Raw genomic sequence first — 22405 nt, forward strand, 5'->3', positions numbered from 1 at the left:
ACCCCTTCCCATCCCGAACAGGACCGTGAAACAACTTTGCGCCGATGATAGTGCTGCAACCAGTGTGAAAGTAGGTTATCGTCAGGCTTGTTATTTGGTGAAACAGCCCCCGGCTGTTTCACCTAGAGAAAAACCCGATCAGCAATGGTCGGGTTTTTTTTCGTCTGGCGGTTTTTTACCATAAAATCACCACTTTTACTCCCATCTTCAGGCAAATTCCTATATAATTCGCCTCCTCAGATCAGATGGCTTGCTGCCCCGTTGGGAGCAGGTTGTTGAAAAAGTTATGCCTGATGACCATAGCAAGTTGGTCCCACCCCTTCCCATCCCGAACAGGACCGTGAAACAACTTTGCGCCGATGATAGTGCTGCAACCAGTGTGAAAGTAGGTTATCGTCAGGCTTGTTATATAAAAAAAACCCCGCGTGTGCGGGGTTTTTTTTCGTCTGCAGCATTCATCGGACTAGATGCCCCAGGTGATGCTTTCACCTTCCGCCTTGGCCGAGCGCAGCATTTCCATCAAGGGGTAGGCGCGCTGGGAAAAATGCACTTTTTGCGCGCGCGCATGGGCGCCTGTTTCACCGTCTTCCAGTGTTTCCGGCGTATGCGCATCGTGCTCAATATCATTTTCCGGATGCAGTTTGCTTTCCGCGACTTCTTTTTCCAGCAGGGCCAGGGCGTCGCCCGCTTCCGCCGGCGTGATGACGCCGCGAGTGGGGTTCTTGTGCAGGAGATCGAGGATGCGCTGGGCATGTTCCTGGTACATCAGCACTTCTGGGGAGGATTTGGATTTGAATGAGATCAACATAAGCGCTTTCTGAAACTTGTTGTTAGTGTCGAAACAATATCACGACTTGAAATGTCGCACAGGCCGTCCGCTTGCCCGGATTGTAAATCTGCAAGCTGGATAGGGCCATCTGTTGGACAACACACGTATTTGCAAGGGCGGCGGGTCCAGAGCGTCGTCTGTTTAAGTGATTGCTAAGTCTCAGTCCAGCTTGACGGAGTCCATGAAGGTGTCGATGGTGTCCCGTGAAAGCTTGCTTTCTTCACCGAGAATGATGATCTGGAAGATGTGCTTGTCCTGCGCGACAAAACGTCCGACCAGCAAGACTGGCTTGCCTTGTTGCGTGCCCGTCGCCTCGATACTTAGCGAGCTGCGTTGGTGGCTGCTCGTCGCCGTGCTGCTGGCGGCTGATGCCAGCTTTTCGCTGCGCACGACGCCATTGATATTTTTCAATAGTGCCGTTTTCATGGCGGGCAGGGCCGCTTGCGCCTGCTCTACACTGTCGAGCACGGCGCTGCCGATGGCGAAGGTATTGCCATCGATTTCGCTGGCCGTCATGGTCAGGCTGACTTTCTTGCCATCAAGGTCAATCTCGCGCGTCAACACGGCCGGCTTGCTGGGAAACAAGGCCGTGAATTGGGCGTCGGGACTGCGATAGTCGCGCCAGTCGAATTTCGGGCTACAGGCGGACAGGATGCCAGCCACGGCGAGCGTTGCCAGAACGCAGGCAAGTGATGTTTTTTTCATCAGATGATGGTAGCAGCGTGGCCCGTTGTGCGCAATCGTGTACGTGCATGCGTGCGGCCCTATATTTCACCCAGCACGCGCCGGTACTGGATTGCTTCGGCAAGATGCGGGGGCGCGATCATGCTGCTGTCCGCCAGGTCGGCGATGCTGCGCGCCACGCGCAGCACCCGGTGATAGGTGCGCGCCGACCAATGCAGGCGCAGCATGGCACTGTGCAATAGCCGTTCGCCATGCGTTTCCAATTGGCAATGTTGTGAGATTTCCGTGTTGTTCAGGCGCTGGTTGGATTTCCCCTGGCGCGCCAACTGCCGGGAAAAGGCGACCGCCACCCGCCCCGCAATGCGCTGCGTGCATTCGGCGTTGACCCCTTGCTGGCCCAGCAAGGCTGGCGGCAGGGCGGCCACTTCGATCTGCAAGTCGATGCGGTCAAGCAGCGGTCCGGACAAGCGGCGCTGATAGCGCAACACGGCGTCGGGTGTGCAGCGGCAGCGTCCCGAAACGTGGCCCAGATAGCCGCAAGGACAGGGATTCATGGCCGCGATCAGTTGGAAGCGGGCGGGAAACTCGGCCTGGCGGGCCGCGCGTGAAATGCTGATGAGACCAGACTCCAGGGGCTGTCGCAAGACATCGAGCACCTTGCGGTCGAATTCAGCGATTTCGTCGAGAAACAGGACACCGCAGTGTGCCAGCGAGATTTCACCGGGCCGGGGGACATTGCCGCCGCCCACCAGCGCCACGCCGGACGCCGTCTGGTGCGGGGCGCGGTAGGGGCGCCGCTTCCATTGCTCCACCCTGAAGTGTCCGCTTAGCGAGTGCACGGCGGCCGATTCCAGTGCTTCTTCCTCACTCATCGGCGGCAACACGCCGGGAAAACGGCTGGCCAGCATGGTTTTGCCTGCGCCGGGCGGCCCCACCATCAGGACGTTATGACCGCCGGCGGCCGCCACTTCCAGCGCGCGCCGCGCCTGCTGCTGCCCTTGCACGTCGGCGAAGTCAGGGTATGGAGAGGTGGTCACCGGCAGCATGGGCTGGTGGCGCTGCAGGGCTGTCCGGCTGTCTGGTGCGGCAAAGTGCGCGCAGACCTCGAGCAAGGTGTGTGCGGGATAGATGCTGGCGTTGCCGACGAGGGCCGCCTCGTCGGCGTTCGCCTGCGGCAGAATGAAGGCGCGCGGCAGGCCAGTTTTGCTGCGTTGCATGGCAAAGGTCATGGCCAGCGCACCGCGAATGGGGCGCAGCTGTCCCGACAGCGACAGTTCACCGGCAAATTCATAGTGGTGTAATTGCTCGCCGGGCAACTGACCGGAGGCGGCCAGAATGCCCAGTGCGATGGGCAGGTCGAAGCGTCCCGATTCCTTCGGCAAGTCTGCGGGCGCCAGATTGGCCGTGATGCGTCGCGCGGGCATCTCGAAGCCGCAGTTTTGCAGCGCGGCCCGCACGCGGTCGCGCGACTCTTTCACTTCCGTATCGGGCAGGCCGACAATGGTAAAAGATGGGCTTAATTACACTAAAAATTTTACAGAGATGCGATGAGAAAGAGAGTTGCCATATTAGAAATATAAAAATATTGAAATAGGTGGGAGGTCGAATGCTGTATCAAACAAGGGAGTGGGAGGGAGGGCGTCCCCGTCAATGGCTATGAAATATGGACAGAAGGCGTTTAAATAGCTGGGCAGGGTAAGAAGCTACACACATTTCGGCAGGGCGTAGCGGGGTTGTCATTAAGCGTACAGACGTAAAAAAGGGACGGCGCAAGCCGTCCCCCTTTGCTGCTTGTCCAGTCGTCCAGATCAGGCTTGGGCTGCACAGTACCGCTTGACTGTGGAATCAGACAGGCCAAAGTGTTTGGCTGCTTGACTAATAGATGCCGTGTTCTCTGTACGCCATGCTTTGACGGCTGCGGCGTCTGCCTTCACAGGTCGGCCAAGGCTTTCTTTTCCCCGGTGGGTCTTGCCAGTAGCTGCCAGCGACGTTTTAGCTAGCTCGCGGCCCGCCGTAGTGCGCAGGATGATGCGTTGCCGTTCCATGTCTGCTACCTGAGCCAATACGGCGACGATCAGTTCGCCTACGCCTTTGCCAATTTGCCCAAGCCCGTTGATTTCCAGCGTTACACCCTTTTCGAGCAAGGCCCGGATGGTTGTCTGTACGTCGATGGCATCACGGCCCAGACGGTCAACGGCGTACACATGCAGGGTGTCGCCTTTGCGGATGTACCTCAAGAGTTCAGCGAAGCCGGGGCGATTGGCCGCAACTACGGCACCGGACACGCCTTCGTCCATATACTCATGCTCGATCAGGTCGGCATGGGTGAGTGCTGCTTTCTGCGACTGTATGGACTGTGATGTGTTGCTGACGCGGTAGTAGGCTATGTGGCTCATGCTGGTTCCTGACTGGGTCATTAGATAGTTGAGTTATTATGATCTGGATCATAAGCACTGTAAAGTATCTTTTGAGCTAGCTTGAGAGGTAGTTTCAGCGGTGGCGCGCAAGTTACAACTTTTGATCTATAGGAATGGGCGACGGTCAAGAGCGAAGCAAAGGCACTTAGTTGTAACTCTTTCAATATCTTCCGATAAGTTTGTAAGATGGTTAGTGACACTTTCACAGCACGATCTACACAAATTGCATGTATTGCATGTATTGCATATTTGCAACATGTATGGCATCTACGACTAACGAAGTTGCCATATGTAAAAATGTTACCGAATTTCTATTTTGTGTTTTATAATTGGTTATCAGATGGATATCTGAGGGTGTTCATGACGTAATTACGTATCAAAGGATCCGTGTCTGTGATTTTGCAGACGATCGAATCTTTCTTGAGATAAGATCACGACCGGCAGCCTGGGCTTTGAGGCATAATCGCCTGTCCCGGCTGTACGGCGCCGACGCCGGGTCTACCCGTGTTAGGCGTAATGACGTGAGAGGGAACAGCAGCACCGGTTTATGCCTTTGAGGAACTTTTTCAATGTTAGGCTGCGTCGCGCAATCATGCGTGAGCCATGTCGAAGGACATGAAATTGAAAGGAACCACAATGAAACACCAAGCAAACCCCGTAATTTACGTTGTTGTAAAGAACTTAGTTGTATTTAGTCGGGAGATTAAGTGCAATGACAAACCCGCCGGTGCTGGCAGTTTAAAGAGTGCAGTGGTTAGAGGTCTTACCAGTGCTTTGGTTGGCGGTATTATTAGCCATTATCCCTTTTTAGTTGAAAGTATTCATAATGTTTTGATGTACTTGAATATTTTTTAACACCTCTCACTGATTTTCCTATATGGCAGGCAGTCACAAGATTTACTATTCAGGTGCACCAATTGGCAGTGTAGCAGTACTTGCCAAAGCGTTGGATATTTCAGAAGGACGCTTACTTAAGATTGCCAATAATGTTGGTAATTACTATATTTCTTTTGAAAAGCCTGTGAAGGGGAAGATGCGCTCGCTTTCTGAGCCTATTCTGTTGCTTAAAATTCTGCAAAAAAGAATTTTAAATCGAATTTTCTGTCATATAAAATTTCCGCATTATCTCCATGGTGGCATTAAAGCTACCAATCCCCGAGACTTTCACTCAAATGCTTCCGCACATCTTGGTGCTGAAGTGGCTATTACACTGGACATCAAAAGTTTTTTCCCAAATGTGACTTCAATGGTGGTTGAGAATTCATTCTTGCGATTATTTCAATTTCCCGATGAGGTTGCAACTGTGTTAGCGAAGCTAACAATGTTGAATAATCAGTTGCCACAAGGCGCACCAACGAGTTCTTGTATATCAAACATTATTCTTTTTGACCGTGAATATAAAATTGCTGCCAATCTTGAGGCTCAGGGCTTTCAATATACAAGGCTAATTGATGACATCACTATAAGCTCCAAGAAGAAAATTTCAAGTGAGCGTGTGTCTAAAGTCATCGATATCATTGCTAAGATGTTAGGCCATTATGGACTCAAAATTCACCCTGATAAAACTCATGTTCGTTCCAAAGGGAACCCGCTGGATTTAATGACTATAACTGGCTTATGGATTAATCGTGGGAGTCCTAAGCTTGATCGTAAGAAATGCTTTGAAATTTCATGCGAAGTAATCCAGCTTAAGAGGGAAGCGCTTAAAAATGGAGTAAATGAAGTTAAGTATCATACGCGCTACAGTTCAGTAGCTGGCAAAGTTGCCTTACTAGAGAGGCTAAATCACTCTCGTGCTACTCGCTTAAAGTTGATCCTTGATACCATACTTCCTACGTACAATAACTATGACGTGGCTAAGGTGGCCAATTTAGTGAGTAAGTTTTGTAAAAATCAGCGTGATTCTAATTCAATCGGATACTTGAAAAAGTTTTACCAATTACAGCATGCTGTCTCGATAGTTAAAAGGACGCATGTACCTACGGCGAAAAGTCTGCAAGCCCTGTTAAATATTCGGCGGCCGAAAAGAACAATGAGTGAATTTTATGGCTAATGCAAGATATCGCGGAATTCTTAATGCTTATAATCCCGTTAAGGGTATTGGATTCATTAGAAGAGAAAAAGGAAAAGATGTCTTTGTGCTATACAGCGACTTCGTCACGGCGGACGGAGATTCGGCTGCTGTAGTCGGAACACAAATAGAATTTGAGCTGGAAGAGCCACAAAGTCCAAAAGGGCCACGAGCAAAAAATGTAATTATTGTAGGGTGAATCAATATATTTACGTCTAATCTAAAGACGTTTTATTGAGCTGGCGCTTGTATGCTAGATCATTTATGCATGACATTGAAGAATACATTCGATGAGCTAGCTAAGTATGATGAAGCATGCAATTTCGCAATAATTCTATAGATTTGCATCTATGACTAAGCGGCTCACTGTAGTATTGAGTCCCTGTGCAATCTTGACCAGCGTAAGCATCGCTACGTTATTGTCCCCTCGCTCCACCCGACCTAGATAGCTGCGATCAACTTCTGCAACCAGCGCCAGCTTTTCCTGGGAAATACCTAATTCCATCCGTACACGACGAATGCTTGCTCCTAAGGCAACTAATGAGGGGTCGTAACGTTGAGGAGAAAGATTGGGCACAAAGCGATGATGGCGGTATACTTTGCCTTGATCGACGGTTCATGAACCGCAAATAAGTTTCTTTTTTATCATCTCTAGCCAATTTATTCTTAGGAAGTGTATGGCCTCTATAAATACAACTTGCCCCCTCTGTGAAGCTCCACATGCGAAAAAACTCTCAGTGATCTACAGTGATGGGCTGTCTAACGTCAATACTTCCATGCACTCTGTTGGTACTTTCAATACGATTGGTAGGCAGAAAATTACAACGACAGGAACGGCAGCGGGAATCCAGCAGACTGATGCATCCAGAAGAGCGGCTCCTCCTCCGGTGCCGCCCCTCGAATCTGACAGTAAGAAAAGCATTGGCTCGGCATTGCTAGGAGGCTTTGTTGTTGCCATACTTGTATCTATTATGGCAGTAATATCTGGTGCTCAAGCGGGAACAGTATTGCTTCTCGCCATTGCAATGATAGTTGTGATTTTTTTTATTGCTCATTCTTTGGATGTTCCCCCAACTCAGCAGGAAATTGAGCGATATGAGGTGGAGAACAAGAGCAGCTTGGAGGCCTACAGGAAATGGGAAAACACATTTGCTTGCGGCTCCTGCGGTCATCGATTCGTGCCTGAGAATTTCAGGGTATAGGACTTTTGATAGTTTGGCATTTTTGAAGGGTAGATGCGATATTACAGTTCACTCTGCGTTAAAATCGATTAGAGAGCTGTAGCGGCTTTTAAATTGAAAAAGGCTAGGCAGGTGCACCCTCACACAATACGAAGGCGTGTAGGTGCCTTAAATTAAGCCTGCGAGCCTTTTAAGTATCGGCGTTAGATGTGTTTCGGAATGGGTAGGGATATTTGTACGGACACTGTGAAAACAGGACTGTATTTGCTACAGCTTTGTACGATGATAATTACATAGAGAGTTTGTGCAGCAGTGGTGGGCAGCTACTACGTTGTACGATGACGAGAGACATAGCTTGGTAGTTGTACGGTATCGAAGAAAACTACTACGCACCACACTCCCGAAAGGGAGGTAAATTAGCATATATAACATATGTTATATATTTGTTAATATAATTAGTAATATAAATTAGTAATATAACATATGTTATATACTTAGTATCTCTCCCTCTTCGGGAGTAGATGTGTTTTTCTTTATATATAACTTAAGTATATAGCTTATTTATATAGCTTATTTATATAACTTATTTATACTGCTTACTGCTTTTAACGGCATTGTACTCGATGCCGTGAATTTTGTCAATAGACACATAGTACACTTTTAGAATATTTGCAAGGAAAATCGTAAAATATTCTCATTATGTCATGCAAAAGATAGTAAATATCTCCTCTAGCCTTTGCTCCCTATGTCGCAAGCATGAATTTGCAATTTATGCAACTAATTCGCCAGCGCCTAAGCTTACGTGCTTAGTAAAGTCCTCAACTTTCTATGCCTGCTGCTTAGGAAGCTGGATCGTGTAGGTGTGAAGTCGAGGCTAAGGTGCTAATTGGTGTTACGGGAATCTCCGTAGTCACCTTCACTTGCATAGTCGTCCTCTTCGTAGTTGGGATCAGGATCAAAGGATGGAGAAAAATTACCTTCTTGGTCCCACACGGCATTGCTGGTGGCCGGAGTCGCTGGGAAGAACGTGATGCCGGGTTCCTTGCTATCGAAGATGTCCAGTATCTTCGCCTTGTCTTGCTCCACACTGTAATGACTAGCTCCACCATCAATCTTGACAATGATGTTCAATCGTTTCAAAAGCTCGTTAGACTTTTGACGTAAGTCTCTATTAGTCAGGTCGAATGCAGCGAAGAATGCGGCCTTGTCATCTATTGTGTCAGCGGCCAGTGACAGTTTGAGGGAGGCTATCTCCTCTTTGAGATTGTCAATCTTGCCTTCCTGCTTATTTAATTCTTTTGCTAACGTCAGGCTGTACGCCTCTTCTAAACCTTCCGCCATCTTGGCTAGTTTGCCTTCCTCAGTCATCAGCTTTCCTTGCGCAGCCTCAAGGTTGCTTGCTTGTATTGCAGCCTTGTCCTCAAAAAGAGACTTGTCTCCCACCTTAGCCAGTATTTCCCGGTAGATCAGTTCTGTCTTTTCAATCCTGATTGCTTTTGCCTTGCAGCCAGCACGCTTGCCAGAGCAAGTTAGATATGTGTAAACAGGAGGGGGTTTTTTCTCTCCCGCACTGTATATACGTCCCACCTCTGGCAACTTACCTTTCGTGATGCTGTACATTGATTCGCCACATGCAGCACACTTGCCAATGCCAGCCCAAACGTTAAAATCTCTAGTGGTCTTCTTCAGGCCATGAATGCGGCGGCTTGTGTTCTTTGCCGCTGCCTCGTTGAAAGTGGCTTCGTCGATTACTGCTGGGAAGTAACCAATGACGGGAGGATGGCCAGTTGTTTTGCGCATAGTGCGGGGCTGGTATTCACCAAGCACGGCACGGCTTTTAAGGATACGGCTGATTTGTGTTGTCCCCCATAAGCCACCTTTGAAGGCCAGTGTGTTTTCTGCGTTCAGAATGGCAGCTATGGACGTCCGTCCACGTCCGTCTATTGACAGCTGGAAGATGCGTTGCACGATAGCAGCGCGTTCTGGGATAGCTCTGTAGTACGCATTGATGCCGTGGGCCGTGTCCTCTTTGACGTACTCTAGCCATTGTGGGGCATTATTTCCCATTGGCAGCAGTTCGGCAGCGGCAGCTTCCTTTTTCCTCTTCCAAGCACTGCTGAGCAGGGTCGATTTACGTTTTGACTCCTCGTTTGCACGTCCCATTGAAACTAGGATTGGCATCAGGGGGACCCAATCGTCGAGCAAGCTGGCGCTGCTGTATTCCTTCCCGTCTTTCAGTGTAACCACTGTCACGCCACCTTTTATTATGGATTGGAAGACGGCGAGTGCTTCCATCACGGGTAGGCGTGAGAGGCGGTCGATGTCTTCAATGAGCAGGAATGAGCCGACAGGCACGGTACCATCTTCAACCGCCTTGACGAACTTACCTAATGCTCCGTCAGTGATGTTCTTACCTGTGAAGCCTGATTTACCGAGGTCTCGCATGTCTAGCTCGGTGTCTAGCGTTAAGCCTTTGCGTGCTGCGTACTCGGCAGCTGTTGTGTCCTGGCGCTCAAGGCTTCCACCGTGCCTCTGGCTTGAGTGACTGAAGCGTATATATGAGTAGGCGAGATTTGTCATACACAGATTTTAGTGTATATCGGCCCAGCAATGGTAAAAGAAGGCAAGCCATTGGCGAGGTGGACTTCGACGCTCACCTCGGGCGCCTCCATGCCGGCCAGGGCGCGGCTTTTCAAGACTGCCAGGCTCATCAGACTCCCCTGCACCGCGGGCGCGGGCAAGATCAGTCTAGCAATGGCAAGAGAATGAGGCTTGATGTGCGCCAGCAAGGCTGCCGATTGCAGCGCCTTGCCTGCGCTGCATTACGCCTTCGGGGCGTTCAGGCGTGCTTCCAGTTCGATCAGGCGTAATTCCAGTGCATCGAGCTTGGCACGCGTCTTGGCCAGCACTTGTGCCTGGATATCGAATTCTTCGCGCGTGACCAGATCCAGGCGGGCGAAACCCTGGGTCATCATCGATTTCACATTCTTCTCGATATCCTTGGCCGGCGAGTTCTCGATGGCTTGGTGGATCTTGCCTTGCAAGTCGTTAAAGAAGGTATTCATGTCCATGTTCAGTCCTTTTATGGTGCGGCATGTGCATCGCACCATTGCGGTGCACAGCGGTGTTAATCTGGTGCGAAAATAGATAAATCCACAACGCCTCAGCAGCGTATTCCCGCGTGCCCAGCGGCTTGCAGGGTATGTATGGACGGAAATGCACCTGTCAAGGTGGCAATATAGCTGGCACGTATTCTGCTAAAGAAGTTATGAACGCTTTGTGATCTCCAGCCAAGATTTTAAACCTCAACCGCTTTAAAAGTTCAATAAAAGGGAATCGCCATGAAGAATCTGTCCAAGAACATGACTTTAGCAGCCGCATTGACGTTGGCCGTGACCGCCTTGAGCGGCAGCGCGATGGCACAAGATACCGTGGCGGCACCGGCACCCGCTGTGGCCGAGGCCGTGCCCGACAATGTCGTGAGCTACAACGTGGCGCTGACCAGCGATTACCGTTACCGCGGCATTTCGCAAAGCCGCCTGAATCCGGCCATCAGCGGCGGCGCCGACTATACCCACAATCCGACGGGCCTGTATGTGGGCACCTGGTTGTCGAGCATCAAGTGGATCAAGGACGGCGGCGGCGATACCAATCTGGAATGGGATATTTATGCTGGCAAGCGGGGCGAGATCAGCAAGGATTTTACCTATGATGTGGGGAGCCTGTATTACTTCTACCCATCGAATGGCTTGAGCACGAATGCGAACACCTTCGAGCTGTACGGCCAGCTCGGCTATGGTCCGGCCTACATCAAGTATTCGCACTCGACCACCAATCTGTTCGGCGTGCCTGATAGCAAGAACAGCGGCTACCTCGATGTGGGCGCGAATATCGATATGTACGAAGGCTATCTGCTGAACCTGCATGTGGGCCGCCAGAAAGTCGAACATAACGATGCCCTCAGCTACACCGATTACAAGCTCGGTGTCACCAAGGATTTCGGCATGGCAACTGTTGCGCTGGCCTACGTCAAAGCCAACATCACGTCGCTGGCACCCAACGGCAAGAATCTGGCGAAATCCGGTCTCGTGCTGACTGTATCCAAAACCTTTTAAGCGAGACTGCCATGAAAATGATTACTGCAATCATTAAGCCATTCAAACTGGACGAAGTGCGCGAAGCCTTGTCGGCTATCAATGTGCAAGGCATAACCGTCACTGAGGTCAAAGGTTTCGGCCGCCAGAAAGGGCACACGGAACTCTACCGTGGCGCCGAGTATGTCGTTGATTTCTTGCCAAAGACAAAAATCGAAGCGGCCGTCGATGACGCCATTGTCGACCAGGCCATCGAAGCGATCGAAGGCGCCGCGCGTACCGGTAAAATCGGCGATGGCAAGATTTTCGTCTACAACCTGGAACAGGTCATCCGCATCCGTACCGGTGAAACCGGCAACGAAGCGCTCTAAGGGGAATATTGATGCGTAAAAATATAACAAAATTGCTCGCCGGGATAGCCTGCCTGTGTGCGTTTGGCGTCGCCACGCCGAGCTTTGCCGACGCCCCCGTCAAGACGGAAGCGGCCACGACATCGGCCGTTGCCGCCCCCGCCGTGACGCCCGTGCCTGACGCAACGGCACCGGCTGCCGCCGCCCCGGCCCCGGCCGCTGCCGCGCCAGCCGCCGCGCCCGTCGCCAACAAGGGCGACACCAGCTTCATGATGATTTCCACCTTGCTGGTGATCTTGATGACCATCCCCGGCCTGGCCTTGTTCTACGGCGGCCTGGTGCGTTCCAAGAACATGCTGTCGGTGCTGATGCAGGTGTTCATGGTGTTCGCGCTGGTCATCGTGCTGTGGTGTATCTATGGCTACTCGATTGCCTTCACGGAAAAAACCGCGTTCTTCGGTGGCTTCGACCGCCTGTTCCTGAATGGTATCTGGGATCCGGCCAAGGGCACGTTTGCCGCCGCCGCCACCTTCAGCAAGGGCGTCGTCATTCCCGAGTTCGTCTTCGTGGCGTTCCAGGGCACGTTTGCCGCCATCACCTGTGCGCTGATTGTCGGCGCGTTTGCCGAGCGCGCCAAGTTTTCCGCCGTGCTGGCCTTCGTCGTACTGTGGTTCACGTTCGCCTACCTGCCGGCCGCCCACATGGTGTGGTTCTGGACCGGTCCTGACCTGATCACCAACGCCGCCACCTCGGCCAGCGAAGCCTTGAAAGCGGGCTGGATCTGGCAAAAAGGCGCGCTGGACTTCGCCGGCGGCACCGTGGTGCACATCAACGCCGCTGTCGCCGGCCTGGTGGGCGCCATCATGATTGGCAAACGCGTCGGTTATGGCCGTGAATCGATGGCACCGCACTCGCTGACGATGACCATGATCGGCGCTTCGCTGCTGTGGGTGGGCTGGTTCGGTTTCAACGCCGGTTCCTCGCTGGAAGCGGGCGACGTGGCGGCATTGGCTTTCGTCAACACCTTGCTGGCAACGGCCGCCGCCACCCTGTCGTGGGTATTTGGCGAATGGATCACCAAGGGCAAGCCATCCATGCTGGGCGGCGCCTCGGGCGCAGTGGCCGGTCTGGTGGCGATCACCCCGGCCGCCGGCTTTGTCGGTCCGATGGGCGGCCTGGTGATGGGCTTGCTGGCCGGTATCATCTGCCTGTGGGGCGTGAACGGCCTGAAACGCCTGATCGGCGCCGACGATTCGCTCGACGTCTTCGGCGTGCATGGCGTGGGCGGTATCCTGGGCGCCTTGCTGACGGGCGTGTTTGCTGCACCACAATTGGGCGGCCAGGGCATCTTCGACTATGTCACCAACAAGATGTCGGCTGATCCGTATTCGATCAGTCATCAGGTGTGGGTGCAGGCACAAGCGGTTGGCACCACCATCCTGTGGTCGGCCCTGGTTTCCGTCGTCGCCTATAAACTGGTCGACATCGTCATCGGCTTGCGCGTACCGGAAGAAGAGGAGCGTGAAGGCCTCGACATCACCAGTCATGGCGAGCAAGCGTACCATGGCTAAATAACAAGGATCTGGCATGCCAGCGCCCCGTCGCGGCATGTCCGGCTGGAAAAGGCGCCTCATTGAGGTGCCTTTTTTTCGTTGTGGGAATGGAAAAGGTCTTTAAAACAAGGCTTTTGCCCCGATTTGGGGTACTTACACGGTAATATAGTCGGCAGTTCTGTGTGCTTTTTTGAATACTGCACATAATTTAAGGATGTAACTATGGTTCCCCATCTCGTCACGGCCCTGACCGGACCGCTGCTCGACCTCGAAAAAAAGATTCTGGCCGCGACGCCGGCCATTGAGCGCTGGTTTCGCATGGAGTGGCAAGAGCACACGCCGCCCTTCTATTGCTCGGTAGACTTGCGTAACGCCGGCTACAAGCTGGCCCCTGTCGATACCAATCTGTTCCCCGGCGGCTTTCATAACCTGGCCACGGAAATGCTGCCCCTGTCCGTGCAAGCGGCCATGGCTGCCATCGACAAGTATTGCCCGGACGCCCGCAACCTGCTGATCGTGCCCGAATTGCACAACACCACGCCGCAGTACCTGCAGAACGTGGCGCGCCTGATGCAGATTTTCCGCCAGACGGGACTGCACGTGCGCTTCGGTTCGTGGTCGCCCGACATCACCCAGCCGACACCGTTGGCATTGCCAGATGGCAATATGCTCGTCATCGAACCCCTCGTGCGCCTGAACAATGGCCGCCGCCTGGGATTGAAGGATTTCGACCCATGCACGATCTTGCTGAATAACGATTTGTCGGACGGTATCCCCGACATCTTGCAAAATATTCATGAGCAAAGCCTGTTGCCGCCCTTGCACGCAGGCTGGGCCTTGCGCCGCAAGAGCAACCACTACGCGGCGTACGATGAAGTGGTGAAAAAATTCGGCAAGATGATCGATGTCGACCCGTGGATGCTCAATCCCTTCCACGCCAAGTGCAGCGACGTCAATTTCCAGGAAGGCGAGGGCGAAGACGCGCTGGCCGCCAGCGTCGACGTGCTGCTGGCCAAGATCCGCAAGAAATACAAGGAATACGGCATCAAGGAAAAGCCGTTCGTCATCGTCAAGCCCGACGCGGGTACGTATGGCACGGGCATCATGACGGTGCGCGACGCCAGCGAAGTGCGCGACCTGTCGCGCAAGCAGCGCGACAAGATGTCCATCGTCAAGGATGGCAAGGTCGTCACCGACGTCATCATCCAGGAAGGCGTGCCCACGTTTGAAAGCATCAAGGATGCCGTGGCCGAGCCCGTCGTCTACATGATCGACCGCTATGTGGTGGGCGGTTTTTACCGCGTGCACGCAGAGAAGGGCGTGGACCAGAACCTGAACGCGCCCGGCTCGCAGTACGTGCCGCTGGCGTTTGCCCAGCAGCATGCCGTGCCGGACTTGAAGGCCAAGCCGGGCACGGCCGCGCCGAACCGCTTCTATGTGTACGGCGTGGTGGCGCGACTGGCCTTGCTGGCCGCGTCGCTGGAAATGGAGCGCACGGACCCGAATCCCGAGGTGTATTGATCTCTCCCTGCCGTTTGCCGGGCGCGGTGACTACTGTGCCTGGCGATCTCGGCTAGAATCAAGCATTCCTTATCCAGGCTCCCCGATTGGACGCACCATGAAAATTGCATTCCTTGCCGACCCGCTGGCAGGCTTCAAGACTTACAAAGATTCCACCTTCGCCATGATGCGCGAGGCGGCCAAACGCGGCCACGCCGTCTACGCCTTCGAACAGAAGGACATGGCGCTGGAAGAAGGCATCGTCACGGCACGGGTAAAACACATCGAGCTGACCGGCGACGAACACGACTGGTACAAGGTCGTCTCCACCGAGGAAGTGCGCCTGTCAACCCTGGACGCCATCATCGAACGCAAGGACCCGCCGTTCGACATGGAATACGTGTACGGCACGTATTTGCTGGAACTGGCGGAAAAACAGGGCGCCCGCGTCTTCAACAAGCCGTCCGCCATCCGCGACAACAATGAAAAACTGGCCATTGCCCAGTTTTCGGAATTCACTTCGCCGACCCTGGTGACGTCGGATGAAGCGCGCCTGCGCGCCTTCCACGCCAAACACCAGGACGTCATCTTCAAGCCGCTCGACGGCATGGGCGGCACGGGCATCTTCCGCGTCAAGGCCGATGGCCTGAACCTGGGCGCCATCATCGAGACGCTGACGGATAACGGCGCGCAGACCATCATGGCGCAGCGCTTCATCGCCGACATCGTCAAGGGCGACAAGCGCATTCTCGTCATCGGCGGCAAGCCGGTGCCGTTTTCGCTGGCGCGCATCCCGCAGGCGGGCGAAGTGCGGGGCAACCTGGCGGCCGGCGGCACGGGCGTGGCGCAGCCCTTGACGGCGCGCGACCGGGAAATCGCCGAGAAGCTCGGTCCCATCCTGGCCGCGCGTGGCCTGATGCTGGTAGGATTGGACGTGATCGGCGACTATCTGACGGAAGTCAATGTCACCAGCCCGACCTGCTTCCAGGAAATCATGCAGCAGACGGGGTTTGATGTGGCCGCCATGTTCATCGAGGCGGTCGAACACGGTGTTGCGTCCACGCAGCAGCGATAACAGGCGAAATGACCATGGTAGGGATATTGCTCATGACACACGCACCGCTGGGACAGGCGTTCATCGCCGCCTGCGCGCATGTGTTTCGCGGGCCAACGGAACGTTTTGAAGCCATCGACGTCGTCGCCGACCAGGACCTGGCGGAAGTGCAGAAGCTGGCATCGGAAGCCATCTGCCGCCTCGACGACGGCTCCGGCGTCCTGGTGATTACCGACGTGAAGGGCGGCACGCCGTCGAACTGCTGCAACAAGCTGGCCGATGCGGGGCGCGTGGAAGTCATCGCCGGCATCAGCCTGCCGATGCTGCTGCGCGCCATCACGTATCGCCGCGACACGCTCGACGTGGTGGTGGAGATGGCGCTGGCCGGTGCGCAAAGCGGCGCCGTTCGCGTCGATAACCGCATTCGCGTGGGCGAATAGGGAAGTGCATGGCCGCCGCCTTGAAGGCGGCGGGTTTTATAGGCCAAGATTGTCATCAGCGTAGTGCATTCAGGGATAGAGACCATACAAAAATGATTCAAAAAGAACTCGAAATCATCAACAAGCTGGGACTGCACGCACGCGCCTCCGCCAAATTTACCCAGCTCGCCGCCAAGTTCAAGAGCGATGTCTGGCTGACCCGCAATGCGCGCCGCATCAACGCCAAGTCCATCATGGGCGTGATGATGCTGGCCGCCGGCAAGGGCGCGAAAGTGACCCTGGAAGCCGAGGGCGATGATGAGCAGGCATGCGTCGACGCGCTCACCGCCCTGATTAACGACAGGTTTGGCGAAGGCGAGTAATGCCCGCCGAACGCAGCCGCAGCCGCATTCCGACAGGTCAACCCATGGCATCCTTCACGCTCCACGGCATCCCGGTCTCCCGCGGCATCGCCATCGGCCGCGCGCACCTGCTGGCGCCGGCCGCCCTTGACGTCAAACATTATCTGGTGGGCCAGGAGCAGATCGAGGCCGAAGTCCAGCGCCTGCAAAACGCCATTGCCAGCGTCCACAAGGAATTGCAAACCTTGTGGAACGATTTGCCCAAGGATGCGCCCACGGAACTGGGCGCCTTTATCGACGTGCACGCGCTGATCCTGTCGGATCCGATGATTTCCGAAGCGCCGCTCGATATCATCCGTTCGCGCCACTACAACGCCGAATGGGCGCTGTTGACGCAGATTGATGAATTGTCGGCGCAGTTCGACGAAATTGAAGACCCATATTTGCGCGAACGCAAGGCCGACATCCAGCAAGTGGCCGAGCGCGTGCTGAAGGTCTTGCTGGGTACCGAGCAGCTGCTGCCGAAAGCGGCTACCGCGGACGAGTTGATGGCGCAGATGATCGTCGTCGCCCACGATATTTCTCCGGCCGACATGCTGCAGTTTCGCGACCGCTCCTTCATCGGCTTTATCACCGACGTGGGCGGACAAAACTCGCACACGGCCATCGTCGCGCGCAGCCTCGATATTCCGGCCGCCGTCGGCATGTCGCAGGCGTCGATGCTGATCGAGCAGGACGACTGGCTGATCATCGACGGCGACGCCGGCGTCGTGATCGCCAACCCCAGCGCGCTGGTGCTGGAACAGTACCGCGAGCGCCAGGTGGCCATGCAGCGCGCGCGCAAGAAGCTGGGCAAGCTGAAAAAGACGCCGGCCGTGACCAAATGCGGCACGCCCGTCACCCTGCTGGCGAATATCGAACTGCCCGAGGATTGCGCGTTTGCGCTGGAATCGGGCGCCAGCGGCGTGGGCCTGTTCCGTTCAGAATTCCTGTTCATGGGCCGTGCGCACAAGATTCCCACCGAGGACGAGCAGTTCGAGGCTTACCGCAGCACGGTGCAGTCGATGAAGGGAAAAGTCGTCACCATCCGTACGCTCGACATCGGCGCCGACAAGCCGCTCGACCAGTCCGACCATACGGCCCTGAACCCCGCCCTGGGCTTGCGCGCCATCCGTTACTGCCTGGCCGAGCCGCAGCTGTTCCTGACGCAGCTGCGGGCGATTCTGCGCGCTTCGGCCTTTGGCAAGGTGCGCATCCTGATCCCCATGCTGGCGCACGCCTTCGAGATCGACCAGTCGCTGGCCATGATCGCGCAAGCGAAGGCCAGCCTGCGCGAGGAGGGCGTCAAGTTCGACGATGCCGTCGAAGTGGGCGCCATGATCGAGATTCCCGCCGCCGCGCTGGCGCTGCCCATGTTCGTCAAGCGCATGGATTTCCTGTCGATCGGCACGAATGACCTGATCCAGTACACCCTGGCCATCGACCGGGTCGACTACGAAGTGGCGCATTTGTACAATCCGCTGCATCCGGCCGTGCTGCAGCTGATCTCCATGACGATCGCCGCCGGCCACAAGGCGGGTATCGATGTAGCCGTCTGCGGAGAGATGGCGGGCGACGTGAAGCTCACGCGCTTGCTGCTGGGCATGGGCTTGCGCGAGTTTTCCATGCATCCGGCCCAGCTGTTGGCGGTCAAGCAAGAGATTCTCAACAGCGACCTGGCCCTGATTGCACCACAAATGCGCAAAATTATGCGTTCGATGGAGCCAAATGTGATCGCGGAAGCTGTCCATCAACTGCAGCTCATGTAAACTGTCACCTTAAGCATCAGGACACATCGCGCGCGGCAAGATGTGTCCTGACGCTAAAGTTGCAGCACCTATCATCGCGGTGCTGCATCGACCATGGCCCGTGGGGCCGCCCCCCTTTTATAAACCGACACACATGTCATCCATTGGAATCGTTTCGCCGCAAACTATGTATTTTGCGCAACCCCTGCAGCTGCAAAGCGGAGCATCGCTGCGGGACTATATGTTGATGTATGAAACCTACGGCACCCTGAACGCCGACAAATCGAACGCGGTGCTGGTCTGCCACGCCCTGAACGCCTCGCACCATGTGGCGGGCGTCTACGCGGACGAGCCGAAAAGCACGGGCTGGTGGGATAATATGGTCGGCCCCGGCAAGCCGCTCGACACCGATAAATTCTTCGTCATCGGCGTCAACAACCTGGGCTCCTGCTTCGGTTCGACCGGCCCGATGCACACCAATCCCGCCACCGGCAAGCCGTATGGCGCCGCCTTCCCCGTCGTGACGGTGGAAGACTGGGTCAGCGCACAGGCGCGCCTTGCCGATGAACTGGGCATCACCCAGTTCGCCGCCGTGATGGGGGGGTCTTTGGGCGGCATGCAGGCGCTGGCGTGGAGCATCATGTTTCCGGAACGGCTGCGCCACTGCGTGGTGATCGCCTCGACGGCCAAGCTGTCGGCGCAGAACATCGCCTTCAACGACGTGGCGCGCCAGGCCATCCTGTCCGATCCCGATTACCGGGGAGGCGACTTCTATGCGCATGGCGTGGTGCCGAAGAACGGCTTGCGTGTGGCGCGCATGGTGGGACACATCACGTATCTGTCGAACGATGACATGGCCGAGAAATTCGGCCGCAAGCTGCGCGACGCGGCGCAGACGGGCGACTACAAATTCGGCTTCGGCATCGATTTCGAGATCGAGTCGTACCTGCGTTATCAGGGCGACAAGTTCTCCGAGTACTTCGACGCGAACACGTATTTATTGATCACCAAGGCGCTCGATTATTTCGACCCGGCGCGCGCGCATGGCGGCGACCTGGCCAAGGCCCTGTCGGGTACCAAGGCCAAGTTCTTCCTCGCCTCGTTTTCCACCGACTGGCGTTTTTCGCCCGAGCGCAGCCGCGAGATCGTCGAAGCGCTCGTGTGCAACCGCCGCCAGGTCACGTATGCCGAAATCGACGCGCCGCACGGCCACGACGCCTTCCTGCTGGAAGATCCGCGCTACATGAACATGGTGCGCGCCTATTATGGCCAGGTCTGGAACGATATCGGCGCGGGCGCGCCCGCCGCAGTAAAGAACACCGCCGTCCGCCAGGGCGCGAAGGAGACAGCATGACTTTTGACGAATTGAGCGCACTGCGCCCCGACCTGGCCTTCATCGCCCACTGGGTGCCGAAGAACGCGCATGTGCTGGACGTGGGCTGCGGCGAAGGCGTGATGCTGCAGTACCTGCAAAGCGACAAGGAGTGCAGTGGCTATGGCATCGAGATCGCCGACGACAAGGTATTGGCCAGTACTTTGCGCGGCGTCAATGTGATCCAGCAGGATATGGAAAAGGGCCTGGCCATCTTTGGCGACAACAGTTTCGATACGGTGCTGTGCCTGTCGTCGCTGCAGATGATGAAGCAGGTCGAGCCGCTGTTGCGCGACATCGTGCGCGTGGGCGCCGAGGCCATCGTCTCGTTTCCCAACTTCGCCTACTGGCCGCACCGCGTGGCCTTGCTGAAAGGCCGCATGCCCGTGTCGAAGTCGCTGCCTTACCAGTGGTATGACACGCCCAACGTGCGCTGCGCCACCATCAACGACTTCCGCGAACTGGCCGAGGAGTGCGGCCTGGAAGTGATCGAATGCGTGGCCCTGGCAGAAGGCAAGATGGTCTCCGTGCTGCCCAACCTGCGCGGCGACCTGGCCGTCTTCCGCCTGCGTAAAAAAGCGGTGCATTGATGAGTGTCAGCCCGGCGCCAGGATGGCGTTCCTATGCCAATGGCCGCATGCTGGCCGTGCTGGTGCTGGGCTTCAGTTCCGGCTTGCCCCTGTTCATCCTGCTGTACCTGCTGCAGGCATGGCTGGCCAAGTCGGGACTGAACGTCAAGGCGCTGGGGCTGTTCGCCCTGGTGCAGTTCCCCTACATCTGGAAATTCCTGTGGGCGCCCCTGATGGATCGCTACCGCATCCTGGGACTGGGGCGCCGGCGCGGCTGGATGGCGGCCACCCAGGTGGCGCTGTTCTTTTCCATTGGCGGCATGGGCATGCTGGACCCGCTCACGCAGATCGGCCTGATCGCGGCCGCCGCCGGCGGGGTCGCCTTTCTGTCGGCCAGCCAGGACATCGTCATCGACGCCTACCGGCGCGAAATCCTGTCCGATAACGAGCAGGGCCTGGGCGCCGCCGTCATCGTCAACGCGTATAAAGTGGCGGGCATGGTGCCGGGCGCGCTGTCGCTGATTTTGGCCGACCGCATGCCGTGGCAGCCCGTCTTCTGGATCACGGCCGCCTTCATACTGCCGGGCCTCGTCTGCACCTTGCTGATCAAGGAACCCACCGTGTACGGCTCGCCGCCGAAGACCATGCGCGAAGCCATCATCTTGCCATTTCAGGAGTTTATTGCGCGCGATGGTTGGCGTAACGCAATGTGGATCCTCGCCTTCGTATTACTCTACAAGATAGGCGACAGCATGGCGACGGCACTGGCGACGAAGTTCTATCTCGACCTGGGTTTTTCCATGACGCAGATCGGCCTGGCCGCCAATACCACGGGATTCTGGGCCAGCCTTGCCGGCGGCGTGGTCGGTGGCGTGTGGATGCTCAAGCTGGGCATCAACCGGGGCCTGTGGGTATTCGGCGCGCTGCAGGCGATTGCCATTCTCGGCTTTGCCTGGCTGGCGCAGGTGGGGCCGAACACTGTGTTGTTGAGTGCCGTGATCGGTTTTGAAGCGTTTGCCAGCCTGGGCCTGGGAGCTGCCGCCTTTGTCGCCTTTTTGTCGCGCAGCACGGACCCGCGCTACACGGCCACGCAATATGCCTTGTTTTCCAGCCTGAGCGCCGTGCCGCGCACCCTGATCAATGCCTCGGTGGGTTTTCTGGTCGCGGAATTGGGCTGGTTCTCGTTTTTCATCGTGTGCTTCTTCCTGGCCTTCCCGGCCATGATGATGCTGCCTAAAATTGCTCCATGGAGGTCTGCCAATGGCACCAATATCCCTTAAACGTTACGTCATCCTGGCCAGCCTGTGCGCGGCCACCGCGCTGGCGCCGCTGTCCGCCCACGCCCAGCAGGCGACGGTCCAGGACGGCATCAAGGTGCGTCCCCTGTCGACGTCGCGCATCTTTGCCGGCGGCGCCGATTTCAATGCACAATCGAAGCAGCAATATGCGCAGCTGGTCAACGAGGCGAAGGAAAAAAATGCGCTGGTGCCCGACAGCGATCCGCAAGTGAAACGCCTGCGCGCCATCGCCCAGCGCATCATCCCGTTCGCCACGCGCTGGAACGAGGCGGCGGCCGACTGGAACTGGCAGGTCAACCTGCTCAATTCCGACCAGGTCAATGCGTTCTGCATGCCGGGCGGGCAGATCGCTTTTTACAGCGGCATCATTACCAAGCTGAACCTGACCGATGACGAAGTGGCCATCGTCATGGGCCATGAGATTTCGCACGCCTTGCGCGAACACTCGCAGGCGCAGGCGGGCAAGGGCAATCTGGCGGCCGTCGGCGCCAAGCTGGCCGGCGCCGGCCTGTCGGCCTGGCTCGGCGTCGATCCGAGCATCACCAGTACCGCCACGAATATGGCGGCGCAGGGCGTGATGCTGAAGTTTTCGCGCGACGATGAGCGCGAAGCGGACCTGATCGGCATGGACCTGGCCGCGCGCGCCGGTTTCGACCCGCGCGCCGGCGTCATCCTTTGGCAGAAAATGGCGGCAGTGAGCAAGGGCGCGCCGCCGGAATTCCTCTCGACGCACCCGTCGGGCAAGGACCGCATCTCGCAGATGAACAGCCACATGGCACAAGTGCTGCCGCTGTACGCGCGCAGCAAGGGCGTCAGCGTGGACGCCTTGCCGCCGTACCGCAGCAACGCCATCGCACAGCGCTAG

The 22405-nt window shown here is 56.0% G+C and carries 24 protein-coding genes, 1 rRNA gene and 1 pseudogene; 18 read left to right on the forward strand and 8 right to left on the reverse strand.

Translation table 11 applies throughout. The features are described 5' to 3' along the window. Together BXA07_RS31075 and rrf are read left to right on the forward strand one after the other, a co-directional pair. Window positions 1-184, forward strand: a 184-nt coding sequence (locus BXA07_RS31075) for a hypothetical protein (protein WP_212592292.1), incomplete at its 5' end; no start/stop codon positions are given. A gap of 105 nt (window positions 185-289) precedes the next feature. Then, a 5S ribosomal RNA gene (rrf, locus tag BXA07_RS12405) occupies window positions 290-402 on the forward strand. A 61-nt stretch (window positions 403-463) separates the two neighbouring features. Here rrf and BXA07_RS12410 read toward each other — a convergent pair. From BXA07_RS12410 to BXA07_RS12425, 4 genes and pseudogenes are all read right to left on the reverse strand, one after another. Further along, entirely contained in the window at window positions 464-808 is a 345-nt protein-coding gene (locus tag BXA07_RS12410; RefSeq protein WP_076568237.1) for a DUF1840 domain-containing protein, read from the reverse strand. A gap of 180 nt (window positions 809-988) precedes the next feature. Continuing rightward, window positions 989-1534: a hypothetical protein gene (locus BXA07_RS12415; RefSeq protein ID WP_076568238.1), complete on the reverse strand. Its 546-nt coding sequence runs from the start codon at window positions 1532-1534 to the stop codon at window positions 989-991. A 59-nt stretch (window positions 1535-1593) separates the two neighbouring features. Then, a pseudogene (locus BXA07_RS12420) lies at window positions 1594-3027 on the reverse strand (YifB family Mg chelatase-like AAA ATPase); the annotation flags it as partial. Window positions 3028-3321: 294 nt separating this feature from the next. Continuing rightward, window positions 3322-3909, reverse strand: coding sequence for a recombinase family protein (locus tag BXA07_RS12425; protein ID WP_076568239.1), 588 nt, complete (start codon window positions 3907-3909; stop codon window positions 3322-3324). A 657-nt stretch (window positions 3910-4566) separates the two neighbouring features. On the opposite strand from BXA07_RS12425, the gene BXA07_RS30135 reads away from it, so the two are divergent. Genes BXA07_RS30135 through BXA07_RS12435 form a run of 3 tightly spaced genes read left to right on the forward strand, consistent with a single transcriptional unit; the run spans window position 4567 to window position 6200 of the window. After that, window positions 4567-4785 (forward strand): hypothetical protein, encoded by a 219-nt coding sequence (locus tag BXA07_RS30135; protein WP_139335547.1) that lies wholly within the window; start codon window positions 4567-4569, stop codon window positions 4783-4785. A gap of 22 nt (window positions 4786-4807) precedes the next feature. Next, window positions 4808-5983: a reverse transcriptase family protein gene (locus tag BXA07_RS12430; protein WP_083708195.1), complete on the forward strand. Its 1176-nt coding sequence runs from the start codon at window positions 4808-4810 to the stop codon at window positions 5981-5983. Continuing rightward, on the forward strand, window positions 5976-6200 hold the full coding sequence (locus BXA07_RS12435) for a cold shock domain-containing protein (protein WP_076568241.1): 225 nt from the start codon (window positions 5976-5978) through the stop codon (window positions 6198-6200). The genes BXA07_RS12430 and BXA07_RS12435 overlap by 8 nt, the downstream gene beginning before the upstream one ends. Before the next feature lie 135 nt (window positions 6201-6335). Here BXA07_RS12435 and BXA07_RS12440 read toward each other — a convergent pair whose 3' ends face one another. Continuing rightward, complete coding sequence (locus tag BXA07_RS12440; protein ID WP_076568242.1) at window positions 6336-6578, reverse strand: helix-turn-helix domain-containing protein; 243 nt, start codon at window positions 6576-6578, stop codon at window positions 6336-6338. 100 nt (window positions 6579-6678) lie between these two features. Here BXA07_RS12440 and BXA07_RS30140 point away from each other — a divergent pair, with 100 nt between their 5' ends. Further along, window positions 6679-7203: a hypothetical protein gene (locus tag BXA07_RS30140; protein WP_139335548.1), complete on the forward strand. Its 525-nt coding sequence runs from the start codon at window positions 6679-6681 to the stop codon at window positions 7201-7203. A gap of 861 nt (window positions 7204-8064) precedes the next feature. Here the strand turns inward: BXA07_RS30140 and BXA07_RS12445 are convergent. From BXA07_RS12445 to BXA07_RS12455, 3 genes are all read right to left on the reverse strand, one after another. After that, window positions 8065-9762: a recombinase family protein gene (locus BXA07_RS12445; RefSeq protein WP_076568243.1), complete on the reverse strand. Its 1698-nt coding sequence runs from the start codon at window positions 9760-9762 to the stop codon at window positions 8065-8067. Next, the gene (locus BXA07_RS31605; RefSeq protein ID WP_280175055.1) at window positions 9759-9893 is read right to left on the reverse strand and encodes a hypothetical protein; all 135 of its coding nucleotides are present in this window, start codon (window positions 9891-9893) and stop codon (window positions 9759-9761) included. The genes BXA07_RS12445 and BXA07_RS31605 overlap by 4 nt, the downstream gene beginning before the upstream one ends. A 111-nt stretch (window positions 9894-10004) precedes the next feature. Continuing rightward, window positions 10005-10253: an accessory factor UbiK family protein gene (locus BXA07_RS12455; RefSeq protein WP_076568245.1), complete on the reverse strand. Its 249-nt coding sequence runs from the start codon at window positions 10251-10253 to the stop codon at window positions 10005-10007. A gap of 270 nt (window positions 10254-10523) precedes the next feature. On the opposite strand from BXA07_RS12455, the gene BXA07_RS12460 reads away from it, so the two are divergent. From BXA07_RS12460 to BXA07_RS12515, 12 genes are all read left to right on the forward strand, one after another. Beyond that, a complete protein-coding gene (locus BXA07_RS12460; RefSeq protein ID WP_076568246.1) occupies window positions 10524-11297 on the forward strand; it encodes a TorF family putative porin in 774 nt (257 codons plus the stop codon). 11 nt (window positions 11298-11308) lie between these two features. Next, entirely contained in the window at window positions 11309-11647 is a 339-nt protein-coding gene (locus BXA07_RS12465; RefSeq protein WP_010393464.1) for a P-II family nitrogen regulator, read from the forward strand. Window positions 11648-11658: 11 nt separating this feature from the next. Next, the gene (gene amt, locus BXA07_RS12470; protein WP_076568247.1) at window positions 11659-13197 is read left to right on the forward strand and encodes an ammonium transporter; all 1539 of its coding nucleotides are present in this window, start codon (window positions 11659-11661) and stop codon (window positions 13195-13197) included. 204 nt (window positions 13198-13401) lie between these two features. Next, window positions 13402-14700, forward strand: coding sequence for a glutamate--cysteine ligase (gene gshA, locus BXA07_RS12475; RefSeq protein WP_076568248.1), 1299 nt, complete (start codon window positions 13402-13404; stop codon window positions 14698-14700). Between the two features lie 97 nt (window positions 14701-14797). Then, complete coding sequence (gene gshB, locus BXA07_RS12480; RefSeq protein ID WP_076568249.1) at window positions 14798-15754, forward strand: glutathione synthase; 957 nt, start codon at window positions 14798-14800, stop codon at window positions 15752-15754. Window positions 15755-15768: 14 nt separating this feature from the next. Then, window positions 15769-16173 carry a PTS sugar transporter subunit IIA gene (locus BXA07_RS12485; protein WP_029496035.1) on the forward strand — a complete coding sequence of 135 codons (405 nt, stop codon included), beginning with the start codon at window positions 15769-15771 and terminating at the stop codon, window positions 16171-16173. Window positions 16174-16265: 92 nt separating this feature from the next. After that, window positions 16266-16535, forward strand: a complete 270-nt coding sequence (locus BXA07_RS12490; RefSeq protein ID WP_010393142.1) for an HPr family phosphocarrier protein — start codon at window positions 16266-16268, stop codon at window positions 16533-16535. Window positions 16536-16579: 44 nt separating this feature from the next. Beyond that, complete coding sequence (ptsP, locus tag BXA07_RS12495; RefSeq protein WP_076568447.1) at window positions 16580-18322, forward strand: phosphoenolpyruvate--protein phosphotransferase; 1743 nt, start codon at window positions 16580-16582, stop codon at window positions 18320-18322. Between the two features lie 133 nt (window positions 18323-18455). Further along, the gene (locus BXA07_RS12500; protein WP_076568250.1) at window positions 18456-19655 is read left to right on the forward strand and encodes a homoserine O-succinyltransferase MetX; all 1200 of its coding nucleotides are present in this window, start codon (window positions 18456-18458) and stop codon (window positions 19653-19655) included. Further along, window positions 19652-20263, forward strand: coding sequence for a methionine biosynthesis protein MetW (gene metW / locus BXA07_RS12505; protein WP_076568251.1), 612 nt, complete (start codon window positions 19652-19654; stop codon window positions 20261-20263). Before BXA07_RS12500 ends, metW begins: the two co-directional genes overlap by 4 nt. Continuing rightward, on the forward strand, window positions 20263-21522 hold the full coding sequence (locus tag BXA07_RS12510) for an AmpG family muropeptide MFS transporter (protein ID WP_076568252.1): 1260 nt from the start codon (window positions 20263-20265) through the stop codon (window positions 21520-21522). The genes metW and BXA07_RS12510 overlap by 1 nt, the downstream gene beginning before the upstream one ends. Next, entirely contained in the window at window positions 21503-22405 is a 903-nt protein-coding gene (locus BXA07_RS12515; RefSeq protein WP_076568253.1) for a M48 family metallopeptidase, read from the forward strand. The genes BXA07_RS12510 and BXA07_RS12515 overlap by 20 nt, the downstream gene beginning before the upstream one ends.

Origin of the sequence: Janthinobacterium sp. TND4EL3 (genome assembly GCF_900156175.1) — a bacterium.
Lineage (GTDB): Bacteria > Pseudomonadota > Gammaproteobacteria > Burkholderiales > Burkholderiaceae_D > Janthinobacterium.

Coding starts and splice junctions, on each gene's coding strand:
- BXA07_RS12410 (WP_076568237.1), bottom strand. CDS start 808: ATGTTGATCTCATTCAAATCCAAATCCTCCCCAGAAGTGCTGATGTAC.
- BXA07_RS12415 (WP_076568238.1), bottom strand. CDS start 1,534: ATGAAAAAAACATCACTTGCCTGCGTTCTGGCAACGCTCGCCGTGGCT.
- BXA07_RS12425 (WP_076568239.1), bottom strand. CDS start 3,909: ATGAGCCACATAGCCTACTACCGCGTCAGCAACACATCACAGTCCATA.
- BXA07_RS30135 (WP_139335547.1), top strand. CDS start 4,567: ATGAAACACCAAGCAAACCCCGTAATTTACGTTGTTGTAAAGAACTTA.
- BXA07_RS12430 (WP_083708195.1), top strand. CDS start 4,808: ATGGCAGGCAGTCACAAGATTTACTATTCAGGTGCACCAATTGGCAGT.
- BXA07_RS12435 (WP_076568241.1), top strand. CDS start 5,976: ATGGCTAATGCAAGATATCGCGGAATTCTTAATGCTTATAATCCCGTT.
- BXA07_RS30140 (WP_139335548.1), top strand. CDS start 6,679: ATGGCCTCTATAAATACAACTTGCCCCCTCTGTGAAGCTCCACATGCG.
- BXA07_RS12445 (WP_076568243.1), bottom strand. CDS start 9,762: ATGACAAATCTCGCCTACTCATATATACGCTTCAGTCACTCAAGCCAG.
- BXA07_RS31605 (WP_280175055.1), bottom strand. CDS start 9,893: ATGAGCCTGGCAGTCTTGAAAAGCCGCGCCCTGGCCGGCATGGAGGCG.
- BXA07_RS12455 (WP_076568245.1), bottom strand. CDS start 10,253: ATGGACATGAATACCTTCTTTAACGACTTGCAAGGCAAGATCCACCAA.
- BXA07_RS12460 (WP_076568246.1), top strand. CDS start 10,524: ATGAAGAATCTGTCCAAGAACATGACTTTAGCAGCCGCATTGACGTTG.
- BXA07_RS12465 (WP_010393464.1), top strand. CDS start 11,309: ATGAAAATGATTACTGCAATCATTAAGCCATTCAAACTGGACGAAGTG.
- amt (WP_076568247.1), top strand. CDS start 11,659: ATGCGTAAAAATATAACAAAATTGCTCGCCGGGATAGCCTGCCTGTGT.
- gshA (WP_076568248.1), top strand. CDS start 13,402: ATGGTTCCCCATCTCGTCACGGCCCTGACCGGACCGCTGCTCGACCTC.
- gshB (WP_076568249.1), top strand. CDS start 14,798: ATGAAAATTGCATTCCTTGCCGACCCGCTGGCAGGCTTCAAGACTTAC.
- BXA07_RS12485 (WP_029496035.1), top strand. CDS start 15,769: ATGGTAGGGATATTGCTCATGACACACGCACCGCTGGGACAGGCGTTC.
- BXA07_RS12490 (WP_010393142.1), top strand. CDS start 16,266: ATGATTCAAAAAGAACTCGAAATCATCAACAAGCTGGGACTGCACGCA.
- ptsP (WP_076568447.1), top strand. CDS start 16,580: ATGGCATCCTTCACGCTCCACGGCATCCCGGTCTCCCGCGGCATCGCC.
- BXA07_RS12500 (WP_076568250.1), top strand. CDS start 18,456: ATGTCATCCATTGGAATCGTTTCGCCGCAAACTATGTATTTTGCGCAA.
- metW (WP_076568251.1), top strand. CDS start 19,652: ATGACTTTTGACGAATTGAGCGCACTGCGCCCCGACCTGGCCTTCATC.
- BXA07_RS12510 (WP_076568252.1), top strand. CDS start 20,263: ATGAGTGTCAGCCCGGCGCCAGGATGGCGTTCCTATGCCAATGGCCGC.
- BXA07_RS12515 (WP_076568253.1), top strand. CDS start 21,503: ATGGCACCAATATCCCTTAAACGTTACGTCATCCTGGCCAGCCTGTGC.